General features: G+C 52.0%; 18 protein-coding genes and 5 pseudogenes. 3 read left to right on the top strand and 20 right to left on the bottom strand.

Features of this window, described 5'->3' with window-relative positions:
- Positions 1-9: 9 nt before the first annotated feature.
- The 9 genes and pseudogenes from HOL66_02885 to HOL66_02845 all read right to left on the bottom strand — a co-directional run bounded on the left by HOL66_02885 (position 10) and on the right by HOL66_02845 (position 10,292).
- Positions 10-330 (bottom strand): hypothetical protein, encoded by a 321-nt coding sequence (locus tag HOL66_02885; protein ID MBT5243171.1) that lies wholly within the window; start codon positions 328-330, stop codon positions 10-12.
- Between the two features lie 12 nt (positions 331-342).
- The gene (locus HOL66_02880) at positions 343-1,848 is read right to left on the bottom strand and encodes an FMN-binding glutamate synthase family protein (protein MBT5243170.1); all 1,506 of its coding nucleotides are present in this window, start codon (positions 1,846-1,848) and stop codon (positions 343-345) included.
- A 318-nt stretch (positions 1,849-2,166) separates the two neighbouring features.
- Complete coding sequence (locus HOL66_02875; GenBank protein ID MBT5243169.1) at positions 2,167-3,195, bottom strand: IS110 family transposase; 1,029 nt, start codon at positions 3,193-3,195, stop codon at positions 2,167-2,169.
- A gap of 48 nt (positions 3,196-3,243) precedes the next feature.
- Positions 3,244-3,669 (bottom strand): annotated as a pseudogene (locus HOL66_02870) (phospholipase).
- 737 nt (positions 3,670-4,406) lie between these two features.
- Positions 4,407-4,529 (bottom strand): annotated as a pseudogene (locus HOL66_02865) (IS5/IS1182 family transposase).
- Between the two features lie 392 nt (positions 4,530-4,921).
- Positions 4,922-7,549: pseudogene (locus tag HOL66_02860) on the bottom strand (restriction endonuclease).
- Positions 7,542-9,125, bottom strand: coding sequence for a restriction endonuclease (locus HOL66_02855; GenBank protein MBT5243168.1), 1,584 nt, complete (start codon positions 9,123-9,125; stop codon positions 7,542-7,544). The pseudogene HOL66_02860 and the gene HOL66_02855 overlap by 8 nt, the downstream one beginning before the upstream one ends.
- Positions 9,122-9,775: an N-6 DNA methylase gene (locus tag HOL66_02850; GenBank protein MBT5243167.1), complete on the bottom strand. Its 654-nt coding sequence runs from the start codon at positions 9,773-9,775 to the stop codon at positions 9,122-9,124. Before HOL66_02850 ends, HOL66_02855 begins: the two co-directional genes overlap by 4 nt.
- A gap of 175 nt (positions 9,776-9,950) precedes the next feature.
- Positions 9,951-10,292 (bottom strand): hypothetical protein, encoded by a 342-nt coding sequence (locus HOL66_02845; GenBank protein ID MBT5243166.1) that lies wholly within the window; start codon positions 10,290-10,292, stop codon positions 9,951-9,953.
- Between the two features lie 472 nt (positions 10,293-10,764).
- Here HOL66_02845 and HOL66_02840 point away from each other — a divergent pair, with 472 nt between their 5' ends.
- Positions 10,765-11,016 (top strand): helix-turn-helix domain-containing protein, encoded by a 252-nt coding sequence (locus HOL66_02840; GenBank protein MBT5243165.1) that lies wholly within the window; start codon positions 10,765-10,767, stop codon positions 11,014-11,016.
- The gene (locus tag HOL66_02835; protein MBT5243164.1) at positions 11,016-12,332 is read left to right on the top strand and encodes a type II toxin-antitoxin system HipA family toxin; all 1,317 of its coding nucleotides are present in this window, start codon (positions 11,016-11,018) and stop codon (positions 12,330-12,332) included. The genes HOL66_02840 and HOL66_02835 overlap by 1 nt, the downstream gene beginning before the upstream one ends.
- A gap of 654 nt (positions 12,333-12,986) precedes the next feature.
- Here the strand turns inward: HOL66_02835 and HOL66_02830 are convergent.
- The 6 genes and pseudogenes from HOL66_02830 to HOL66_02805 form a co-directional block, all read right to left on the bottom strand.
- Positions 12,987-14,093 (bottom strand): relaxase/mobilization nuclease domain-containing protein, encoded by a 1,107-nt coding sequence (locus HOL66_02830; protein ID MBT5243163.1) that lies wholly within the window; start codon positions 14,091-14,093, stop codon positions 12,987-12,989.
- A gap of 14 nt (positions 14,094-14,107) precedes the next feature.
- Positions 14,108-14,449 carry a hypothetical protein gene (locus HOL66_02825; GenBank protein MBT5243162.1) on the bottom strand — a complete coding sequence of 114 codons (342 nt, stop codon included), beginning with the start codon at positions 14,447-14,449 and terminating at the stop codon, positions 14,108-14,110.
- A gap of 7 nt (positions 14,450-14,456) precedes the next feature.
- On the bottom strand, positions 14,457-15,182 hold the full coding sequence (locus tag HOL66_02820; GenBank protein ID MBT5243161.1) for a conjugal transfer protein TraL: 726 nt from the start codon (positions 15,180-15,182) through the stop codon (positions 14,457-14,459).
- A 180-nt stretch (positions 15,183-15,362) separates the two neighbouring features.
- Positions 15,363-15,488: pseudogene (locus HOL66_02815) on the bottom strand (DNA-binding protein).
- A gap of 105 nt (positions 15,489-15,593) precedes the next feature.
- A complete protein-coding gene (locus HOL66_02810) occupies positions 15,594-16,316 on the bottom strand; it encodes a hypothetical protein (GenBank protein MBT5243160.1) in 723 nt (240 codons plus the stop codon).
- 25 nt (positions 16,317-16,341) lie between these two features.
- Positions 16,342-17,886: a Fic family protein gene (locus HOL66_02805; GenBank protein MBT5243159.1), complete on the bottom strand. Its 1,545-nt coding sequence runs from the start codon at positions 17,884-17,886 to the stop codon at positions 16,342-16,344.
- A 217-nt stretch (positions 17,887-18,103) separates the two neighbouring features.
- On the opposite strand from HOL66_02805, the gene HOL66_02800 reads away from it, so the two are divergent.
- Complete coding sequence (locus HOL66_02800; GenBank protein ID MBT5243158.1) at positions 18,104-18,292, top strand: hypothetical protein; 189 nt, start codon at positions 18,104-18,106, stop codon at positions 18,290-18,292.
- Here the strand turns inward: HOL66_02800 and HOL66_02795 are convergent.
- From HOL66_02795 to HOL66_02775, 5 genes and pseudogenes are all read right to left on the bottom strand, one after another.
- Entirely contained in the window at positions 18,246-18,809 is a 564-nt protein-coding gene (locus tag HOL66_02795; GenBank protein MBT5243157.1) for a hypothetical protein, read from the bottom strand. The genes HOL66_02800 and HOL66_02795 overlap by 47 nt on opposite strands.
- A gap of 169 nt (positions 18,810-18,978) precedes the next feature.
- Positions 18,979-19,119, bottom strand: a complete 141-nt coding sequence (locus HOL66_02790) for a hypothetical protein (GenBank protein ID MBT5243156.1) — start codon at positions 19,117-19,119, stop codon at positions 18,979-18,981.
- Positions 19,120-19,398: 279 nt separating this feature from the next.
- Positions 19,399-20,326, bottom strand: a pseudogene (locus tag HOL66_02785) (IS1595 family transposase).
- Between the two features lie 355 nt (positions 20,327-20,681).
- On the bottom strand, positions 20,682-21,917 hold the full coding sequence (locus HOL66_02780; protein ID MBT5243155.1) for a type II toxin-antitoxin system HipA family toxin: 1,236 nt from the start codon (positions 21,915-21,917) through the stop codon (positions 20,682-20,684).
- Positions 21,914-22,222 (bottom strand): helix-turn-helix domain-containing protein, encoded by a 309-nt coding sequence (locus HOL66_02775; GenBank protein ID MBT5243154.1) that lies wholly within the window; start codon positions 22,220-22,222, stop codon positions 21,914-21,916. Before HOL66_02775 ends, HOL66_02780 begins: the two co-directional genes overlap by 4 nt.
- Between the last annotated feature and the right edge of the window lie 50 nt (positions 22,223-22,272).

Below are 22,272 nucleotides of genomic sequence, written 5' to 3'. Positions count from 1 at the left end.
CCTCGAGGATTAAGGGCTTTGAGAGAATATTCTGAATCGGTAAGACCTGTGGAATTGTTCCGACATAATTTTACACCCGCGTAACATGGCCCATGCGTTGCGGGCCATTTTTTCTGTTCTGGCGCCGTAATGCTGATCGAGGAACTGGATAATTGTCTGTCGTGAATGGCCGGTGATGGCGGCGATCTCGCCGGGTTCGCAGCCGGCTTCCTCTAGGCGGACGACGGCGGTGTGGCGCCGGTGCATGAACTGCAGCTTGGCGAAGGGCGGCCATTCACCGGCGACACGATCATCATGATTGCCATTTAGATTGCCCCGCCTGCTGATCAAAAAGGGTATCGATTATTCTTCTGTTGCGGGCAATTGAATGGGATAAATTTCGTCCAAGGGTACCGATCTGCCGTTGGGCATGACAATACGGCAGTGATTGCGGTCGAGTTCACTCGGTTCATGCACTCCGCAGGAATGGCAAATGAGCCGAATACCTTTGTTTATATTGCGAACGTAATTGGCGACGAGCTGTGCTTTCTCTTCGACGACCAAGCCTCGTTGGAGGCGTGGATTATGAGTGGTAATGCCTGTCGGACAGGTATCCTTATCACATTGCTGCGCCTGGATGCACCCTAACGAAAACATGAACCCTCTTGCTGAGACCACCGCATCGGCTCCGATACAAAAGGCCCATATGATATCAGGCGGCGTTATCAATTTACCGGATGCAATCACCTTGACCCGGTCCTTGAGCCCAAGGCGGACCAACATGTCGACGACCAACGGTAGGCTTTCATGAATGGGCAACCCCATGTAGTCGATCAATCCCATGGGTGCCGCCCCGGAACCTCCTTCGGCACCATCGATGGTGATGAAATCCGGGGCGGAATCTATCCCTCGATCAAGGCAGGCTTCAAACAGTCTTACTAACCATCCCTTGGATCCTATAACCGTCTTGAAACCTACCGGTTTGCCTGTGACCGTTCGTATGTGGGCAATGCGGTCGAGGATATCGTCAATTGTTTCCAGGTCCGGATCTCGATTGGGGCTTAGGGAATCACTGCCCGGTTCTATACCTCGTATCCTGGCGATCTCTTCAGTGACCTTAATACCCGGCAAGATTCCGCCTTTCCCGGGCTTCGCGCCCTGGGAGAGCTTGATTTCAAACATACGAACCTGATCGTGGGCAGAAATCTCAATCAGACGCTTGTCACTCAGTTGGCCTTTGTTATCGCCCACGCCGTATTTGGCAGTGCCAATCTGGAAGACCAAATCGCAGCCGCCCTCCAGATGATAAGGTGACAAGCCACCTTCACCGGTATTGAGCCAGCACCCCGCCGCCGCCGCACCCCGCGACAACGCCTGAACCGCAGGCCGCGAAATTGCTCCATAACTCATGGCAGAGATATTGAACAACGAAGTCGTGGAAAATGGATTCTCGCAGTTAGGACCAAACACAAGTGGATTTATTTGCGTTACACTTTCCTCAAGGGTGGGAAACGGGCTGTTAACAAATAACAGCGTTCCCGGTGGTCGCAGATCGCGGGTGGAACCAAATGCGACCGTATTGCTCTTATCAGTTGCGGCCCTGTGGACCCAATTTCTTTGATGCCGATTGAACGGCATTTCCTCGCGGTCCATGGCAAAAAAGTATTGGCGGAAAAATTCTCCGAAGAACTCGAAGATGGCACGAAACCGGCCAAGAACAGGAAAATTCCGCCGGATTGCATTTCGCGTTTGGGTGACATCAATAAGAAAAAAGACCCCGAAGGCTAAAATGGCGATACCCAGCACAAAAACAACTACCGCTTCCAGAACATCGTTCGCGGCATCTAAAAATCCAATCAGTTCGGTCATGGGGTTCCTGTTAAAAGGAAAGGGTCAAACTTCAATATACTCTGGTTGTCTAATTCCGGCTCAGCAGTCAAGCTCCTAAACCCTTCTTTTATCCTTCACCGGGAACACGGTTGTCTCCGAAGTCGTTTCCGGCGGTTGGGCCGGATGCTTCATCATAGTGCCCTTTGGCTTTGGCCTCCCAATGTATTAGACGCAATGGCGGACGGTTTTCTGTCCGGCTTGCAACCAGCGGGGCGGGATCGCCTTGGCCATCGTCCCGGTTGGGGACGAAGGTTCCGTGACTTTACTTTACGGAACCGGTTGTCGTTTTTTTCCCTTTTAAGCTATCGCCTCCATCTCAGGCCAGCGGAACGTTTCACCGGTGATCAGCATCCGGTGCATGATTACCGCCAGTTTACGCGCCAACGCCACGCAGGCTTTCTTGTGAGAGCTGCGTTTGCGAATACGCCGTGCCCAATCCTTGATCGGATGGGACTTGCGGACAACGGTCAAAAGAACGTTAGCCGCTTCATAAAGAAGACTGCGTAACAGGCCGTCGCCGTTCTTTGATATCCGTCCCGTATAGTCCATCTCCCCGGACTGATAGCGCCGCGAGGTCAGGCCCAGATAGGCACCCACCGCGCGTGAGTCGGTGAACCGCGAGGGTTCGTCAATGGTCGCCACGAAGGCCAGAGCGGTATTGTGCGCAATCCCCGGAACCGTCATCAGCAGGCGGCAGGCCACCATCTCTCCGGCACGCGCCTTGATTTCCTGATCAAAACGCGCGATCTCCTGGGCTAGGTTCTCGGCACTCGACAACAGCGGTTCGATCAGTGGTGACAAATCAGGCCGTGCTGTCAATACCGTGAGGACCCGTTCCCCAAGCTTGCCCGACCCCTTCGGAAAACGCAGACCGAGAGAACTCAGAAAACCACGGATCGCGTTCTGTGTGGCAGTGCGCTGAGAGACTAGAAGTTTCCGCGCCTTGATCAAAATCCGGTGCTCCTGCGCCGCTTCACTGCTCACCGCCACCGAACGGCAAAAACCCGTCCGCGCGATCTCAGCCAACAAAATAGCGTCATTGGCGTCCGTTTTGTTGTGCTGAAGCTTCATCACCGCATGGGCCTGGCGGGCATCGATCACGTCCACGGGCAATCCATATTCATGTAAGCCGCGGGCCAGCCAATTGGAAAGGGTGCCCGTCTCAAGAACTATCCGCTCAGGGCAAAGCGTGTGCTCTTTGAGCATTGCAAACAAAGCCTCCGGATCGCTCAATGCCTTGCCTTGCCCCAATATCTTGCCGGCCTCGTCCATTACGCAAAAACTCGTCTCTTCCTTCGATACGTCAAATCCAACATACTCTGCCATGGTCACTCTCCTGTTTAGCCCTTTGGGGCGCTGATCTGCGACCCCGCATTATAGGCTCGGGAGGGTGACCACCGGAATTACGCTATGTATAAGAAGTCCTATCTCGATGTTGCGGTCGAGGGCGGCCTCGGTTAGGTTCGCTGAGGTCACGAAAACAACCTCGTCATCGACGACGATGGCCTTGGCATGCAGGACGCCCGCGGGACCCTCAGTCTCGAGCGCTCGAGGGTCGTAGTAGACATTTGGCCGTGATGATCCTGGCCAGTCCTTAGCCCAAAATCGATCCGCAAACTTGCGCACAAGGTGCTCGGCGGCGGTGGTATCGCCCCTCTTGCGCTGAATATTCAGTAGCAGGGTAACCCGTAGGCTGGGTGTCGCGTCCATGCGCCGCGCCAGCACTTCAAATGCTTTTGGTCCGTCAAAAAATGCATATGTGCTAGCCCAGACGGAGCGATCTGCAGAGCTGAGTAATTCCTCATATACGCGCCGGGTAAGCGTTTAATATGGCCTCCTCGCGCGTGCGCGCGCGAGGAAAAGGGAAATCAAAATATTTGTCCAGCACCCAGGCCGGGCACCGGAGTCCCACTCGCTTTTTTCTCATTTTGGGGGTGGGGTGGCATCTTATTCGTTCGACCCCCTCCCCCCTTCGATCTCTTTCTGACCGCTCTATCGCCCGCTTGTGCGCAATCACTTTTTACTTGGGCCGCAAATATTCGCCGGGCAGTTGGCGCCCCTCGCCGTGCAGTATAACGACCCGATTTATTTCAATCGGTCTATTCCTTAACACGGCGACTTGTTGAGGACTGTCAGGGATTCACCATAATTGAGAATTATGCGAATTTCAGTGCGGTTTTTTTCAGGGCTTAATGTTGACCGGCGCTGATTGACTGGAGCCTATTATTTCTTCGGTTTTGGCAACAAGCCTTATAATATATACGACAGTGATCTACGTGGGTAGGCTAGGGGGAAATAATGGGTATCAGGTTGAGCGAACTGATCAAAATGGTACCAAGCCGGACAAGAGAACGGGTCACATCTGTAAAAAATAATTATAATAATGGGCACCTCGATTAATGCCCCTTTCCACGAACTTTAAGCCGGTATTGACCTGACACGAAGCCAATTGGTATTAGTTTGATTATTGTTTTTGCCCTCATGGGGCGTTTGCTTTTTCAATCGGCGCTTCAAGCAGAACCCATCCCTGGATGCGATCATGGTGGTACTGTGGCCAATCGCTCCAATTGAACCAAGCGCCGCATGTTGTAAGCCAGGTTCTTGAGCCCGATGCGTGCTTTGGCCCGAACGATTCCAACGCTGCGGACCAGTGTGCCGCCACTTTCAATTATTGCATGAAATTCAAGCTTATCTATGTTGAGTGACAATCCATCCAGCACCATATCCGCCCAGGCCGACCCGACGGGTTCCTTGTATTTGCACTGATACTCGCTCCATTCAGTGGGAAATTGGTCGGGTACATGCGTGTCTATCTGAATAGTCGGGTCCAATTTCAGTCCGTCTATGGCCCTTGCCGAAGCTCAAATGTCGTTAACAAGCGCGGCGAGTTTCTTGTTTTCAAACACGCTGTCGGCAAGACGGTCCGGATCGTCCTGAACCGCCTTTTTCAATTCCTGAAACATAGTCAGGAATTCCTCCTTGGTACTGATCCTCTTACGTGATAGCGGTACGGGCTCCCTCTTACTACCTTATCCGGGCCGACAACAGCCTTTCACTCTCTCGCCACCACTGTGTCGTAGAGCCCGTAATGGCTCAGGCCAGTGTGGCTCTCAACTCCGGTGTAGCGAAGCGAAGCGTCCTCATAGCGACGGAAGGCGAAAACTGCCTGGTTCATCTGCTCAGTGTTGAACACCCTCATCCTAACAAGCAGGTGAAAGTCCTCCACTGAAAGGCCCGTTACGGCCAAGAACAGATCCGGCTCCAGTTTTGTTATCACATCCTGAAGCGTGTTCTCGCGGAAGTCGGTCAGGTACATGAACGCCGGGATACGCGTCGCGAACTTGACCAGCTTCTCCTGCACGAGCTTTCGCTTGGACTTGTACTCCTTTTCCTCGACCGTGAGTTCCTTTTTCTCCCTCCCTGTCAGTTCATTCTCCTTGGCTTTTTTCTTGAGTTCTTTGACTTTCTCGCTCTTGTTGATGATGGTCTCGATGACATGGTCGCCCAATGTGCGCCAGCCCTCTATGCGCTCCACGGCGGCCATCGCCTCAGGATTACCCATGATCCGGCGCAGTGTATCGTTGTCCACGTTCACCAGCAGCGCACTCTCCCACTTGCGCGCCAACAGCGTGGCCGAGGTACCCGCCATGGCTATATCTAGAATGCCACCTGCATCGATCTGGGTCATGTTCGCGCCGTCGTAAGCCAGCACCGGCAGAAATGATACAAGGTCCTTAACCGCATTCTCCGGGTTCGGCTCATTGGGCGATAGGCCGATCCCATACTCAGAGAGTTGCCGCAGCGCGCGCGTGGGCGCGAAGTCGAACACGAAGCAGACGGGTTTGAGGATTTCTTCTTCGTTCGGGTTATCACCATTCGGGTTTTTTATGGACCAGGGGGATTGAACGCGAAACGCAGCTTGGAAGTAGGTCTCCGGCGACTTCAGGTTGCGCAGCATCAGGATGGAAGACCACTGCTGCACAGTGACGCCAGTGGTTAGTTTGCCACACGACAGCGTGATTGTCTTGTTTTGGAACCCGCTCCCAATCGCCTTACGTACCGGCGGCAGCGCGTTGAGCCCGATCCCCGCCGACGCACCGGCAGCTATGACAACCTCGTATTCGTGCCAGAAAGTGTTGTGCTTTTCAGCCAGTAGATTTGCCATCGCGTGGCAGGCCGCGACATTGGGCAAGAACCAGAACGAGTGCTGCAGGTAAGGCAACAAGCGCACGTCTGAATACGGGAACGGGGGCCGCGTGCCTGTCTTGAGGCTCTCGACGGTCTTTGGTCCGTACTGGCCTCGGATGATGTCCAGCCACTTTTGTACGTCGCTCTTGTGCTTAAACTGCGCGGCGTTGCCTGTGCCGCTTGCCGCAAAGAACTCGTTGAGGTCAAACTCGTCGAACTCACCAGCGCTCGCGACCGTCACCAGCTCATCTGGCATTTGGTACGTCAGAAGCCGCATCTGCGGCATCGCACCGTAGGGGTTCCACTTGCCGGGGTGTTTGGTGGCAAACTCTTCTTTGGCGCGCTGCTCGTCGGTATACGTCCAGTTAAATAACTGCTCCTCGATGAACTCGCCGGTGGCCAGCGCCTTGAACGGCGTGCCTGAGAGATAGAGGTAGGCCTTGGTGGTGATGGGGAGGAACTCTGTCTCCTTCTGAGACAGGACGGTGAGGTCCTCGGGTAATGCTCCCAATTTTTAGCGGTACAAATGAGTAGAATTTTCTCGTAATGTTTTTTGAGGAGATTCAACATGAAACAATCACGTTATTCTGACAGCCAGCCCAGCGGCGTATTCAAGCTTGGCTTCTTTCTTGGAAACCGCCTCCTCCTCCCCTTCAAAAAGCTCCTTTGCGGTCTCTCGCCACGCGCCAAAATGATATTCATCGAACACCACGAGGTCCCAATTCACCTGGTGGAGCCATTCATTCTTGGGTTTGATGTTCCCTGCTGCGTCACGACCCAATAGGTCCTGGAAGGAACCGAAATAGACCACCGGCTTCCTGCCGTCGATCTGTGTCGGGTCGCCACCGGAGGACTTCGACAGGTACTGCCAACCGTCGAAGTCCACGTGGCCCTCAAGGTCCGTCTGCCAAGCATCCTCCACAGCGGGTTTGAAGGTCACCACGAGCACACGCTTGGCGCCGAGCTTCTTGGCGAGTTGGTAGGTGGTGAAGGTCTTACCAAAACGCATCTTTGCGTTCCACAGGAAACGCGGGACAGCGTGCATATCCTCCGCCCAGCGAGAGTGGAAATAGGCGTGTGTCACGTTCACCGCTTCGGCCTGCTCTCGGCGCGTCGGGAAGGTCTGGTGATGCGTACCGGTAAACATTTGACCCGTCCGCAGCTCGGTGAGCACGGTCTTCATATCGCTGAGCGTGCAGCGCATCCACTCCAGCTCGGTGTTCTCAAAACCTTTTTTGACGAGCGCCGCACGTACCTCGTGATCGCTGAAGATTGTACCGTCGTCGCTCTCGGCGGGTTCGTCCAACTCAATGCGATAGTTCTTGATGGCGGCGGTCTTTAGCTGCTCGGCGACGCGTTGCTTTACGTCGCGGGTCGTTTGCCCGACCTTGAGTAGACCAGCGTGAGCTTCATCTGCAATCGAGTATGCGTAGATGCGTGGCCGGGCTTGCGGCTTTGGCGCTAGGATGTCCTCGATAGTGTGCTTACTCATTGATAGCATCATCAAGGTTCATAACCCTGACCTGAGACTCGATATATTCTTGCTCCTCCGGCGTTATACCATACTTCGCGTAAAGTTCTTCGTCTGTCCAAATACGATCCCATGTTTGGGCTGGCACCCAAGCGTAAGTAGAGTGAGTTGCGTGTTGAGTAATTTTGCGCAGCGAGACAAGAAAGCGGAAAAACCGTGTTGTATAGTATGATTGAAGGCTCTTTGTGGCATCGCGCGAGTCAACGTAAAAGAACAAGAATGATTGGGTGCAGACTGATGGCAATGGTGCGATCAGCGGCTTACCCAAAATTTGATGAGGAACCGCGTCACCTCCATTGAACGCTTGCGGGACTAGTACCTTCCATGTGTCGACCAGCCGTTTGCTTTTGGTTACTTCTTCGCGAGCAATATGGCCGACGCCACGCTTCATCTTCCTAATGTAGTATAGAGGCAAGTCTCCAGGACGTTCCTTTTCGTGAAATCCATCGAAGTTCGAGGTCCAGCCAAACTCCTTGTCACGCGCGAGGATCGTGTTGATAGATGGCTCGCCGCCATTCAGGACTTTGTGTAGGATCGAGATGGAACCGGCGTCTCGAACAAACACATCGTATTCAGCGAGGTTTCTTGAAACTGGCCCAATAACATCCCCGCTACGTACCGTAGTCACCATACAATCGCCATCGTGCACGGCGTCCCAAAGGAAATAGCAGACCCCCGCTTTTACCTCGACACCCGGAAATACATCGCTTGCTGCCGGAAAATCGGCAAGTTCACGTATGCGACGATCCCCAAGCATTGTCTTGCGAAACTCGTTGAGTCCGAGGCCCGAGGCCATCCACCTCGAAGGAATGACCATTGCTAGGTATCGCGGCTGCAGCATTTTTGCTTGATCAACAAAGCGCTGGTAAATTGGAACATCCCTGGTGCCCCCGTCGGAGCCGAGTTGGTATGGCGGATTGCCGATGATCACGTCAAATTGCATGTCGTCTCCAAACAACTCGGCGACCCGAGTCTTGATATCGTCGGTGTGAATGAAAGCATAGGCGTGGGTTTCTAGCCCTTCGCCCCGATCGAGCGCTTTCTGGCTTGCTCCGCAATACTTGCACTTGCCGTTCCCCCATGAGTGTTCGGTGCGCTCGAACCAAATGTTGCCAGCTTCGCTGTCAAAACTTTTTGCGATCGAATGCTCGCCGTTGGCGTGCTTCGAGCAATACACGCTGCGCCGCGCCAATAGGCTGGTGAGGTATGTGATGCCGATGCCGAAAACCTGCTTGGTCAGAATGTGGTCGATGCGCTTCTCAAGGTTCGGAATCTCATCGGCCAGTCCCTCGGTGAGGCGGTCGGTGATCTCTCGAAGGAAAACGCCCGACTTCGTGAACGGGTCGAGGAACCTCACCGACTTGTCGGCCCAGAGATTGGCGCCGTTGTGATCAGCCGCCCATGCATCGGCCAGCGTGTCTAGCATGCGGTTTGCAAGCTCAGGTGGTGTGAACACCTCGTCGTTCGAGAGATTCGCGATGCATGTCAACACATCCGGGTTGCGCCCGCGCAAGGTAAAGCCAGTCTGCATGCTCATACTGCCTCCTTCGGTGTGTCTCCGCGAACGGCGGCCAGTTCGCGAACCGTCATCGGCGGGTAGGTCTGGATCGGCTTGAAGATTTCGTGTTTGCCAAGATGGGCAAAGAGAGACCCCTCAGCGCTGAAGGCCGATGATCCGGTGAGGACGTCAAAGCGAAAGTCGCGGCGCTGGAACTTGCCCTTGCCGATGTAGCCCCACTCGGCAAAAGCAATCGGCTGGCCGTCATGCGTTCTCATCGTCAGCGCATCACCATGTACGAGGTTGTGGGACAGCACATGAGATGCCGCGTTATACAAGTCATCTGATTTATCTAGGCTCATATACCCGGCAAAAATTTCAATTAGGTTCGAATTGCACTCTTCAATGTTGTCTGCCAGCAGCTCGATTCCGTAGATACACATCAGAGCGAGAAGAGCGTAGTGCCGCTTTTCAAAATCCGCCTTTCCAAACTTGAGTTCGACTGCAGCAAGCTTCCGCTGTAAAATCGGGATAAGGAAGTTCCCACTGCCGCACGCAGGCTCCAGGAATCGGGAGTCGATGCGCTCGGCTTCATCCTTAACGAGGTTGAGCATTGCTTCGACTAGCCACGGAGGAGTGAACACCTCTCCATGATCGGCGACGCGTTCCTTAGATTTTATCAAGCTCATGACTTAAATGTTTTCATAATAATAATTCGTGTCCGGCGTCGGAATATTTGGGTCAGTTACTGCCCTGATTAAGAGATATCCTAACCCATTTTGTTTGATGCTAGTCGGGTTGGCATTGCGTTCGTGCATGGTCGGCTCTGCCCGGTCAAGGCGCTGACGTCAGACAGCTTTTCCTTTAGAAAAAATCTTCTGCCTTACTGACGGGATTAAACGCGAACCCCTTCTTGGGCTTTCCTTTAACCAGTTCTGGACGCTCTGAGGGAAGGGGTGATGCCGGTGTCTCGATCGGTGCATTCGCCAATATCTTGGAAGATGCAGAAATCTCAATGGGGGCGCGTCGCAGGTCGTCGCGAATGGGTTGAACCTGTCGCCTGAAACCATTGTAGGTGACCGTGATATGGCCACGCTTTACAAACATGTCATAGACCTGTTTAACAGGCACGCCCCTGACCAGCTCATCCTTGATTTCCTGACGAAGTGCCAAGACTTCGACCCTTGCCTGTCCCCAACGCGCCATGACTTAATCTTCCACAACTAAAACAACCGAGTTAAACCGATTGTAACGGAAAATAACCGAAAGCAACAATGAATAACCGTTTGAAATGACAGAATAATTCGAAAACAACAGAGAAGAACGGATCTCAACCGAAATAAACCGATTACACATAAAAAGAACCGAAAACACACAACTTTCCCTGTCGTAAGAGTGGCAGGATAGTAGAAGTGGCCCACTTTCTGCGAAAGCGCCGCCACTTCAATCCTGTTCGCCACCCTGTTTGCCAGATGGGCGAAGCCTTATTCGCAGCCTTCGGTGCTCAACGGGTCATTTCTCTAAGATTGTGAAGGGTGATCGCCTCAACATCACGAACGCCACTGTTCCAACGCACACAATATACGCCGTAGCGTATAAGTGTGGTTTATACGTTACAGCGTATATTGTGTTTTTATACGCTGTAACGTATATTGAAAAAAGAGAGAGGATTCTATTGATGGAAAATACAGCGCGTACCGCAAAACAGACTGGCGATGCAATCCGCCGCCGGCGCAAGTCCCTGGGCTTAACCCAGCGAGACGTCAGCGCAAGAGCCGGCCTGCGCCAGCCAACCGTTTCAGCCCTGGAGGCTGGAGAGGGCGGCGTCAAGTTAAGCACACTGTTCGATATCCTTTCCGCCTTGGGTTTGGAACTGATTATTCGCCCACGGTCGCAAACAAGCGCAAAAGATATTGAGGATATATTTTAATGGGTCGCCGTCGCGCATATGCGCCGCTCAATATTTTCCTCAACGCTCGCCTCGTTGGTCAACTGAACAGAGAACCCTCAGGCGCAATCGACTTCCGCTATGAGGCATCATGGCTGACATGGGAACATACCATGCCTGTTTCATTATCGCTGCCGCTACGCGAAGACCGTTACATCGGCGAGCCTGTGATGGCTGTGTTCGATAACTTGTTACCAGATAACGAAACCATTCGCCGACGCCTGGCTGAGAAAGCGCGAGCCACCGGGCAGGACGCTTTCAGTCTGCTCTCTGCGATAGGGCGTGATTGCGTTGGCGCATTGCAATTTATTCCTCAGGGTCACGAGCCGGAAGCGGCTGGTGCACTCACGGGTCGTCCAGTCGAAGAAGCTGAAATAGCACGGATCATTAGGAACCTTGCACACGCGCCGCTCGGCATAGACGAAGATGAAGAATTCCGTATCTCAATCGCCGGGGCTCAGGAGAAAACCGCGCTCCTGTATCACGAAGGCCGCTGGCACATTCCCCACGGTACAACAGCGACGACCCACATTCTCAAGCCGCAGATCGGCAAACTAGAAAACGGTATCGACCTAAGCCAGAGCGTAGAAAATGAACACTTTTGCCTGCGCCTGCTTGGCGAACTTGGTCTGCCTGTTACGAACTCGGCAATCATTGAATTCGAAGATGTACGTGTGCTTTCTCTGAAACGTTTCGACCGCCGCTGGGCAAACGGTGGAGAACGCCTGTTACGCCTGCCGCAAGAGGATTGCTGCCAGGCATTGTCCGTTTCACCCACGGGTAAATATGAACAAGATGGCGGTCCAGGAATTGGACAAATTCTTGAGCTGTTGAAAGCCAGCGATACGCCTGATGACGACCGCAAGCTTTTCTTCAAGGCGCAGGTAATTAACTGGTTGCTCGGCGCGACCGATGGACACGCCAAAAACTTTAGCATTTTCATCCACCCAGGCGGCGGATTCCGATTAACGCCCCTGTATGACGTTATGTCGGCCCAGTTGAATGTCGATAGACACCAGATTACGCAAAACAAAATGAAGTTGGCAATGGCGGTTGGAAATAGCCGACATTACCGGGTTGGTGAAATCGCACCGCGTCACTTTCAGCAAACGGCCACGCGATGCGGCCTCGCCGATGCTGTTGTTGAAGCAACCTTCTTAGAGCTTCAACGGGATATGGCTGGAGCATTGGATAGAACCCGCGCCGCAATGCCGGAAGGCTTTCCAATTCAGATTGTAGATTCCATCGCAAACGGTGTTTTGGGGCGTATGCGCATGGTCGATTTGTCTCACTCTTAATCATTAAGAGAGACGTGCGGCCAAGGCGTTGAGAATATCGCCAAACTGGCCGCCAATGTCGAAAGCAATGAGAAGGGCACCTTCCCAAGGCCGCCGTGACGGCCCTGACAGTGATCATCGATCAATTGCGCGATCTGAACACCAGGATCAATGTTCTGGAGAAAGAGATCGTGTACAGGCATGCTCCCGCTTTCAGAGACACTTGATCGTAGTTTTAAACAATTTTCTAGTTCGACCTATAATTCCAAATGATGATCAATTTTTGTGCGTTGGCAACTGAGTGCATAATTGACGTTTTACACTGAGTTGGCTGAAAATCGGGCAAGATAGGGTTGGTTTGCAAATGGGTTGAAAGAATGCTGAATCGGCTGTGAGGGGAAAATTGATGTTTTACACTGGAATTGCCGTTTCTAAATGCCGCTCTGTAAATTCAAACACATCACGGACACTTCCAATAGGGATTGCACACCGAGGAGCCCCGTAAGACGGGGACTCTGAAAGCCTGACCGTTACCCTTCTATGGTGTTTCCGCTTTTCATGGGCTGCAACAGGCCAATTCATCATTCAAATATGATTAATAATAGGTATACCGCTTGAGCGATCGGTGGAAACCTGCCTTCCCGCGCCTGCCTCTGACGGTCATCTGTAAAGCATCTAAAGATCAAGCTCGACCTGATGACGTTTCCTTGGTTTTTTAGAAGGTTGGTGAAAATTGGTTTTTCTTGGAGTTTTGTCGAACGTCAATAATTTCAACATCTTCTTTTGCGCCTGAATAATCGCGATGGCGAGGGGATCGTTTAGGGCTTCCAGTTTGAGGAACTGTTTCCAGCTGCTTGCCGCTTTGCCGACCCATGATCCTTTGTCGACCTTCCTTGATTGGTAACGGCTCCACACCTTGGCCGTTGCCTTATGGTTGGTGGTTGGTATTGCCTCATAAGTTTTTTTGACCTTTGGCCGTTTGGTTTTGTTTGCTGCAACGAAAGGGCCAAGCTTCTTTTTTGCTCTGGCAGCAAAACTTCGCTCCAATGTGCTGGCTTTGACCATTTGTTTGCCATCCAAGACTTTGATGATCATGCCGTTGCCTCGAAGTTTTAGTTCCAGGCCATAATCGGCGAAGGTCTCGTGCAAATCTTGCCAGGTGTCGGCGTTATTCAGGCCTTGCTTTAAAGGCTCTGCGTGTTCCCTGACATAACTATCCAGAGATTGCTGCCACGTGTGGGACTCAAAATCTTTGGCAGCTTGGTTGGTATTGTCCTTGTTTTTATCATGTCCCTCCTGCATGCCCGGATCGACCTTGAGGGCATATTCTTTCTCGATCTCGCGGCAAACATTGGACAGCTTTTTGAAGTCCTGAAAGGGGGAGTGGGTGACCAGGGTTTCCGGGTGAATTTTGTTATAGGCAATATGCATATGGAAATTATCGGTGTTTTGGTGGGTTGCGATGACGCGCTGATGGTCATCGAACCCTAGCGCCCTGGCGATGGACTGTTCGATTTCTCTCAACTGGTCTGAGGGCGGTTTTTCGTCACGGAACGAGACGATCAGATGATAGGTCTTGTCGGCATTGCTGCGTGAGTTTAGCGCCTGGGTAGCCTCGATGTCTCGGATGGCGTGGCTTAGGTCCTCCAGTTCGCCCCCGGCGTTACTATTGACGATCCATAACGCGTCCAGCTTCTCGCCCTGATCACGCGCCCCGGCAATGTAGCGTGCAAGGTGGCCAAAGCTGCTGTTGCCGGTTCGTTTAACTCGCTTGGCTATCATCCGAAGGGGCTGGGTTACAGCTTCTCAATCTTTGTTTTTAGTAACTGACGGGCCTCTTCCATCCTTTGGAATAGTGATTCCGGTGCCAAGTCGGAACTCCTTGGCACCGGAAGATCAACATCGTCCATGGCCATCTTGAGCAGGTTGCCAAGCCGAGCCAGGTCTGCGTTGACCTTGTAAAGATCACGGACCGACCTAGCGTTAATGGCGCTTTCGGGCAGCCTGAAATTGATCATCACACGCCGTATGTAATCGGACACCGTCAGGCCCAAGCGGTGAGCCCGGGCCACCAGTTGTTGGCGTTCACCCGGTGTAACATGGGCCTTGACGGTAGCCGTTCGCAGGGTCTTGCTCATGCCTGTGCTACAGGTTAGCCTGGGTGATCTGTTCATTGATGGCGCGCCAGGTCATGACTAGGCGCTGCCTGGTCATAATCGTAAACTTCGGGTCCGCCAGGGCTTCGGCAAAACTCAAGCGCTTCTTCAGCATATTTTCAAAATCGTAACCAAATGTGTGTTTGTTCAACTCCGCGATGGTAATCAGGGCGTGAATTTTATGCTTTGGGTTGTTGCATAATTTAGTTTCGGAGAAAGTCGTTCCGTTCATCTCTGTCTTACCAAAGTATTCATTCAGCCAGACCGTGGCTGGGGTGTCCGGGAAGTTCACGAATAAGGCTTCGAGGCCGCTCATGGTGTCGATAAGCGCCTGACCGCCGGTCACTACGGAATGAAACATCACGCTGTGGCCTAACTTCTCAAGGAAGGGCACAACGTCGTTATCGTTCAGATAGGCGCAGAGAGGCAGGAACGTAGATGCGCCATTATCGATAATCACGGCGCTATCTTCCGGCGCTTCGATCAGGGTTTCGACAAGGTTATCGAATTCCTGAACGCAGATGATGCCGTCGTTCAGGATATCGATGGTTCTGACGTTAAAAGCATTGTAACTCGCAAACGTCTTGTTTACGGGGTCCGTGTCAAAGCAGATGGTAGCGATCTCGCGCTTCATATAGTGTTGCGTCAACAAAGACGCGACGAGCGATTTTCCGACGCCGCCCTTACCTTGCAGTACAAAATTGATTGTGGCCATGGTGTAGTTTCCTTTTCAAATATTGTTAGGGGAGATCGGGATTTTTTGCGGCGCCAATACCGGCAGGCATCATGATTACCGCGAAGGCATCTTCCTTGGACGGCCTCGTTTTCTGGGAGCTTTTGAAAGTGATGGCTCGATGACCTTGCTCTCCAGCCATACTTCGACATCGTCCGCGAGATAAACCGCGCACTTGCCAATAATTCGGTAACGAATGCCGCGACCCTGGCTCGCCATATGCGCCAGGTGGGAGAAACTTATCGGATAGCGCTCGGCTACCTGTTTTCGTGTGAGGTATGTGTGCATTAATGGCGTTCCTGATCCTGTTCGATGAACGGCGATCAGGCTGGCTTTAATTCGATGCCATTGCCATTGTTTGGATTCATGAATTGACGGTTTCAATTCATGAAATCATTTTATCTTGCCTTGGTAGTGACCCTTAATGCTGTTGTAAACGAAAGAAACCTTATGATCTGCCTGCCAAATTTCATGAATCATCAAGGCGGCATCATTAACACCTTCTTTCCTTGGTTTATGAACTCCGATCTGAATCAGAATGTCCAGGAAATTACAGTAGTCATTCTTCGTCATCTTAATATTTGGTTTTTGTCCTCTGCCCGTCGGCCTTGGAGCCATTTCCTTGAGCTTGTTTATGACCTGAGCCGGAACTTCGCCCCATGCGTGCCAGCAATAACGCATCGCCAATGATGTCGTTACCATCAACCGATTCAGGATATCCCAATGATCATTTTGAAGATCGTTGATGGTTATTTTTTTTAGTAGCCCAATATTTCCTCTTTTCTGAGTTAGTCTTTGATCCGATAAAATATATCTAATTTCCTTAAAAATTGAATCCGCCAAACCCGGTTCAAACCAGTGCAAGATAGAAAGCCTGTCCATTGGGATTTCCAAAAACTCCGGCCCCCCTCGTGCGTCGGGAGGCTTAAGTACCGGTCCAGTTGCTAATTGAAAAATCTCCGGTCGATACCATCCGGGCTTATGTTCAAACAGAAAAATTTCTTCCTCGGCCCGCAACCACCTCATTAAGAAGTCAAACCCGACATCCTGTGGTGCTGTCCCATTCATTTTGTAGATGAAGTGAGTTATCTCTGAAACTGTTACCCTCTCGTACACTATTACGGCCTCCGGTTAATTCTTCTTAGTCAATCGAGGTGGCGGTGAACAGCTCCCGATAAATTTGTTCGAACACTCCGGCCTCTTCATTTGAAAGGGCGGTGAATTCATTTTCTCGGGCGCGCTTGGACAGTGTGCCGTCATTTTGTTTGAGGAAATTGAAAAGCAGATCGACGGTTGATGCGGGCATTTCGACATGGGCTTCGATGCGCGATTTAAATTGATCGTAGCGCTCCAAGAAGGCGACTTCCTCGGGCAGATCTACCTCGATGGTTTTCCGGGCGCATTCGAACAGAAACTCGGCATGAAGCGTTGCATCAAAGTATTTATAAAAATCCGCCGTGTCATTCTCGACGCGCACATTCATGCTCTCGGTGGGCTTCCACTCGATCAGTGGTAACAAACGTTTGGAGTAACTTTCCAGCACGCGCCTGTAATCATCGATGCGCTGAAGGATAGCTGAGGAAACCGGGAAGACGATTCCGGCGGGATTAAATCCGCGCGCGGTCAGAACGTGATGTATCAAATAGCGATGCAACCTGCCGTTACCATCGACAAACGGGTGAACATAGACAAATCCGAAAGCCAAGACCGCCGCCGCGATCACCGGGTCAATTCCGCCAGAGAAATCCCGGTCAAAGTCGATCATGGCCTGCATGAGCGTCGGCAGGTCCTCGTGCCGGGCGCTGATATGATCGGGAAGCGGCAGGCGCGTTCCTTGCTCGTGCGCGCCGATAAACCCGCCTTCATCACGAAACCCGAGACGAACGAAACGATCCGAGCCGATAACCACCCGCTGCAACCGCAGAAACTCTTCAAAGTCCAGCGGGTGCTTTCCGGCTTCGCCAATCGCCTTGCCCCAGCGCTGAATGCGGTTGTGCGGCGGGGATTCACCCTCAATGGCATAACTGGACTTCGAATCTTCCAGCAACAGGAAAGCCGCTGTGCGTGCCATGACTCCCGGCGATACCTTGCCGACAGCGTCCCGCGCCAGTTCATCAAGCCGGGCGTCAACAAAGCGTTCCAGTTTTTCAGTGCGCCAGACCAGCGGGCAAAAATGCGGTGTCCCCGGCAGGTTGTTGCGAACACGATGCCGCTTTGAGGTTACCCCCTCCACCGCCCATTGTTGCTTGCGATCAACAATATCGGCGTAGCTACCGGTTTGGGCATTGGGCAGATCAAGCTCGCGTCCGAGCAGCCACTCATACAGAAACCAGATGCGCCGGGCATAGCTGCCGGTCGGTTTGGCGTGGACGATGTTTTCGATAGTCGCCGGAGCGGTCGCTTCAAACAGCCGCTTTAAAATGGCCAGATCAAGTCCCTCGTATTTCAGGGCGAAAACAAGATGCCCTTCCAGCGTGGCTCGGGGCGCATGACGGGGCGTGTAAACCCGCCAACCGTCATCCTCGTAGACTTTATGGTGCGCACCGATGGCACAAAGCGTGCGCGGCAAAGGCACATGAAGATCATAGGCTCCGATCAAGGCCGCATAGCCCACGGGTAGGGCCACTTCCGGCAACCGGCATTCACGAAAAACGCTGACTGGCCCTGAAAATTGATCGTTATCCATGATCCTGGTGAAAAATGCTTTCATTGTATGAATTTTAATTTACAAAATAATAATTTCATGAAAAATGGTTACTTGCAATGAAATTTACTCAAAACCCATAATCATTCATGAAAAAAGTTACATATAAATCACTAACACCAGTAAATCTCCTTGCGATGCAACATTAGAATTTCGGGAACTATCCGGTTGACGTACCAAGACACAGGATGTAGATATTATGGCTGACAGGCCGGTGCTTCCAGAGATTGAAATTACACCTGAGATGATGGAGGCGGGGGCGATTGCGTTTTCTGGTTATGACCCAAATTTTGATAATTCTGAAAGCATCGCATGTGAGATTTTTTATGAGATGTTTGGTGTTAGTCCAATGGGACATGCCTGCCGTCATCAAAAAGTTGTGGATTAGTAGCGCGCATCAACCCATCGGATAATAATCTGGCAGTCGCTAAAAAACGCTTGCGCGGGTCGTCTAGTGGTAAACCAAACAACATGGAACTTTCTTGACTCTCCGTTTGGTCGGTTATGGTCAGCTTCTTACAAGCGGCGTGGATTTCTGGGGTTGAAAACGAAATGGCCTTACGCGAGTGAGCAAATGCGTTGCGTATTAATCGGACGATTTCTAGATTGTTTAGGGTTTTTTTGCCGATGAAGCCTAGAGCGTATGCCAATTTTATACGTATGCCGTGGTTTGCTAATGGGCCCGCTTGGCCAAACAACTCATTGTCTTCTGTTTTGTTTAAGCTAACCATGCTCGTGCGGATAAATGCGATTAAGTGATCCTCAACGCCGGTGGCGGCTAGAATTGCTGCGATTCGGTCGTCTGTTTCGCTAATATATTTAGGCATGTATAATGCCTCTAGCAAGCCGCCAGGGTTATAAGCCAGCTTTTTAAGATCGGAACGCCATGCAGGATCGCGAGTCATCTAAGGGTCTCCAAAACGAACATGGGGCCGAGCAACAAAGGGATGAAATGTTGCTGCGTTTATTAAAGACGCCGCCACAACCGCGCCCTAAGCGCGAGCGCGCGCAAAAGCCTACCCCAGTGAAGAAGCTAAAAAAGAAGGCCGCAACCAAGTAACCAGATCAAACTCGTTATTTCTTCTTTTTGGGCGCAGGGGGTTTAATGCGGACACGTTCTTTCTCGGTTGTATCTGGATGCCGCTCCGCATCTCGTTTCGTCGTGAATTGCCCATCTTTTGAATCTCGATAAACCGTTTTCTTTTTCTCGACCATAGGAGTTCTCCTATTTCTATTATTAAGTTATCGCCAAGCGCGAGGCACGATCCTGGCGTATGGCAATGCAAATGCGGGGCCTATACGTTTTGGCTTTATTCTACGGGGGTTGCTTATTGCAGTGAGTGCAGGGAAGAAGCTGTATCTATGGATGGCTATTGGACGATACCAGCATCCCGCGAATCCGCCGTATCGGTCGAAATCGTGACTCTTTTACAACCTAAGAGTCAATGATCAGTTTGCTTCTTTTTCCATCGTAGGAACGCCGTGGCTTTCTGTTTAAACGTTCGCGGTTTCACAAGGTTGATTATACATGAGCCGCTTGCCTTTTGCGCCCCTCAGCAATTCGTCGCCCCGTTCGGCGTCGGACATTGCGCGGGTGTTGTGCCTGAAATCGAACTCTGCAAGATAACGGTAAAGATGGGCTTCGCTGACACTGTGGAATGAGCCCATCATGCCGCATTTCAAGAGGGCAAAGTAACTCTCAACGGTGTTCGTATACCAGAAAGTGCCGCGTACATATTCCTTGGCGCTGTGGTTGACGGTGCCGTGGCCGGAAAATTCGCGACCGACCTTGGGGTAGACTATGCTGTCGTCGGTCATAAGGTATGACCGACGGTCGGCGTTCTTGACGATGATCGGGCGCAATGTCTTGGAGTTGACATTGGTTACATGAAAGGACCGAACTTCGCCGTCACGCTCAATAAGCGAAACTACGGCTTCTTTCTTCGGCACGGGCTTGCTGCGGTGTGCGTTCTTGGCCTTGCCGCCGATGTACGTTTCGTCGGCTTCGACGACCTTGTTTTCGCCCCCGGATGGGGCCGCGTGTAGGGTTGATGGCGCACTCGCGGAGCCGGTGGAACAAGAACCACGCGGTTTCGTAGTTTGTGCCAAGCATACGTTCAAGCTGTTTGGCGCTCATGCCTTTCTTGGAGGAAGCCATCAGTTGAGCGGCCATGACCCACTTGCAAAGCGGTACTTTGGACCGCTCCATGACGGTCCCTACAGTGACCGTAAAAGGCTTGCGGCAGTCCTTGCACTTGTAGACGCCGGGGCGGGTGCTTTTGCCCTGTAGCTTGGTGATCCGGTCGCCTATAACGCCACAGCGGGGGCAAACGGGGCCTTCGGGCCACAGTAGGGTTTCTAGGTGTTCACGCGCCGCGTCATTGTCGTGATAGATCGAATTTGTAAGGTCAATTTTAGTCATGGCTTCATTCCTTTGATTATGAAGCCATTCTACCAGTTGGGGTGTGGTACGTCAACCGGATAGTTCCCAGAATTTCTCTAAATACTTGGGGCTAATTTGGGACACTCAGGTTGTATTTTGCTGCATTGTCCCGAATTATGCTGCACTGCATAATTATATCAATGTGTTAGCGGTATATTTGATGCCCTATAAGGGACTGTTTAAGCGCTCTCCAGACGTCTCAAGACCACGTATGACCATTAAAAATAATTTTGGAAATTAGAAAAAATCGTCAGATAATCTGTGCAACAAATGTTAACGCTACACTTTATAGCGAATCGGGGATGTTATGAGCGATAGCGCCCCCTTTTATAACTCAATTTTGCTGACTCAGTTTATCCTTGACCAGCCCGATGTTCTCTCGACCAACGCCAAACTCCCTGGCAAGTTCAGGCCAGTTTGCCAGAGCATCTTGTGTCTCCTCAATGATCTCATTCACACAGGCTTTATCCAGCTTCGCCTCTTCGCCCAGTTTTTTCAAATGCTCAATCCCGGGATTTGCGCCTTCTCCCATGACCATGGTGCTTTGTTCGCCACGGGGGCCGGAGGAAAAAGTCAGATCATACGCAGGGGAGAGCTTCCACTCCCCGGTATCGCTCATAAGGAAGCTGAAGTTTTTTGCGTGATCGTCCCGGTTATGGGCCAGCACGTTGAACACGGCGAGGCGAAACATCTTTTCAACCTCGCGCACATCGCGGGTGAGCATACCGGTCAGGGTGATCAGTTCTTCGTAATCCAATGACGGCGTTCTGAAATCCGAATGCAACAATCCACAGGCACTGTGAACATGCATGCGCTTTTCTTGGGCACGGTCAAACCGCCTGGTAGCAAAATATCCGGGGCCTTTATCGGCGGGAAACAAATGCACATCGCTCATTTCCAGCCCCGCTTTTTGTGCCATCAAGCCGTACACATATTCAATCGCCCCTGAATCAAGCCCGTCTGTCGAGTTGGAAAACTTGACGATCCAGGGCGCAAACGGCTCCTTGAGATCAGCCATTCCATGAACGATATTTTCGCGGCCTTCATCAACCCCGACCATCACCTTTGGCCTTGCCCCGGCGGATGATCCGTTCAGGGCCAGCAATTCGTCCAACACGCCTTGAGCTTCGCCGTCCAGAACCTCGCGAGCTTGCAAGGCCAAGGCATCAAGATTGATTTCATTCTCACAGGTAACCTGGCTTTGATCCGGTTCATAAACCAGCGCCCCCATACCGTTATTTCCAACATGGGCCAGTCGATCAAGCGGGCCAAGCTGTTCAGGCAAGATCCCCTGCCCCCTTGCGAACCGATCCAGCAGCAACCGCCCCCAGCCATCGGGCAGGCTGTCGTTAAACAAACCCGGCAATCCTTCGAACAAAAACCTATCAAAAGAGCGCAAGCCCGGTTGAAGCGGTAGCCGTAAAGGTGAAACATCCAACCCGGAGTTGAGAAAGTCACGGTCATATTCAAAATAGACCACCCCGTCACGGGTCGCCAGCCGCCCCACATGAACGGGCGCTTTATTAAATGCCAGTCCGACCTTGACCTCGGAAACAGGAACATACTTCATTTACGCCAGCCTTTTTTGGGAGTCTTGGCCGCCCTGGTGTCCAGCACATCGTCTATGGACGAAAATTCAGAACGTTCCGGCTCCAGCGCCTTTACGACATTTTCCAAACCGCCCAAAACCAGCAACAGCTTGAGAAAGGATTCAAGGGAGATCAGCCCCTTTTGCTCGAACTTGCGCAAGGTCGGCAGGGCAACGCCGGAACGGCTGGCAAGCCCCTCCTGCGTCAGCCCCATAGCAATCCGCCTGCCACGAACATGCAGGGAAATCTGTTTTTGCGCCTTTGAAACCGATAGGAGTAATACCATTATGTTATAATTTCGCATTATACCCAATAAGGTAATATTATAGTATTAGT

It is taken from the genome of Rhodospirillaceae bacterium, assembly GCA_018662005.1.
Taxonomy (GTDB): Bacteria; Pseudomonadota; Alphaproteobacteria; order Rhodospirillales; family JABHCV01; genus JACNJU01.
Note: the sequence above shows the minus strand (reverse complement) of the source record. Positions and strands in the feature narration are given on the sequence as shown.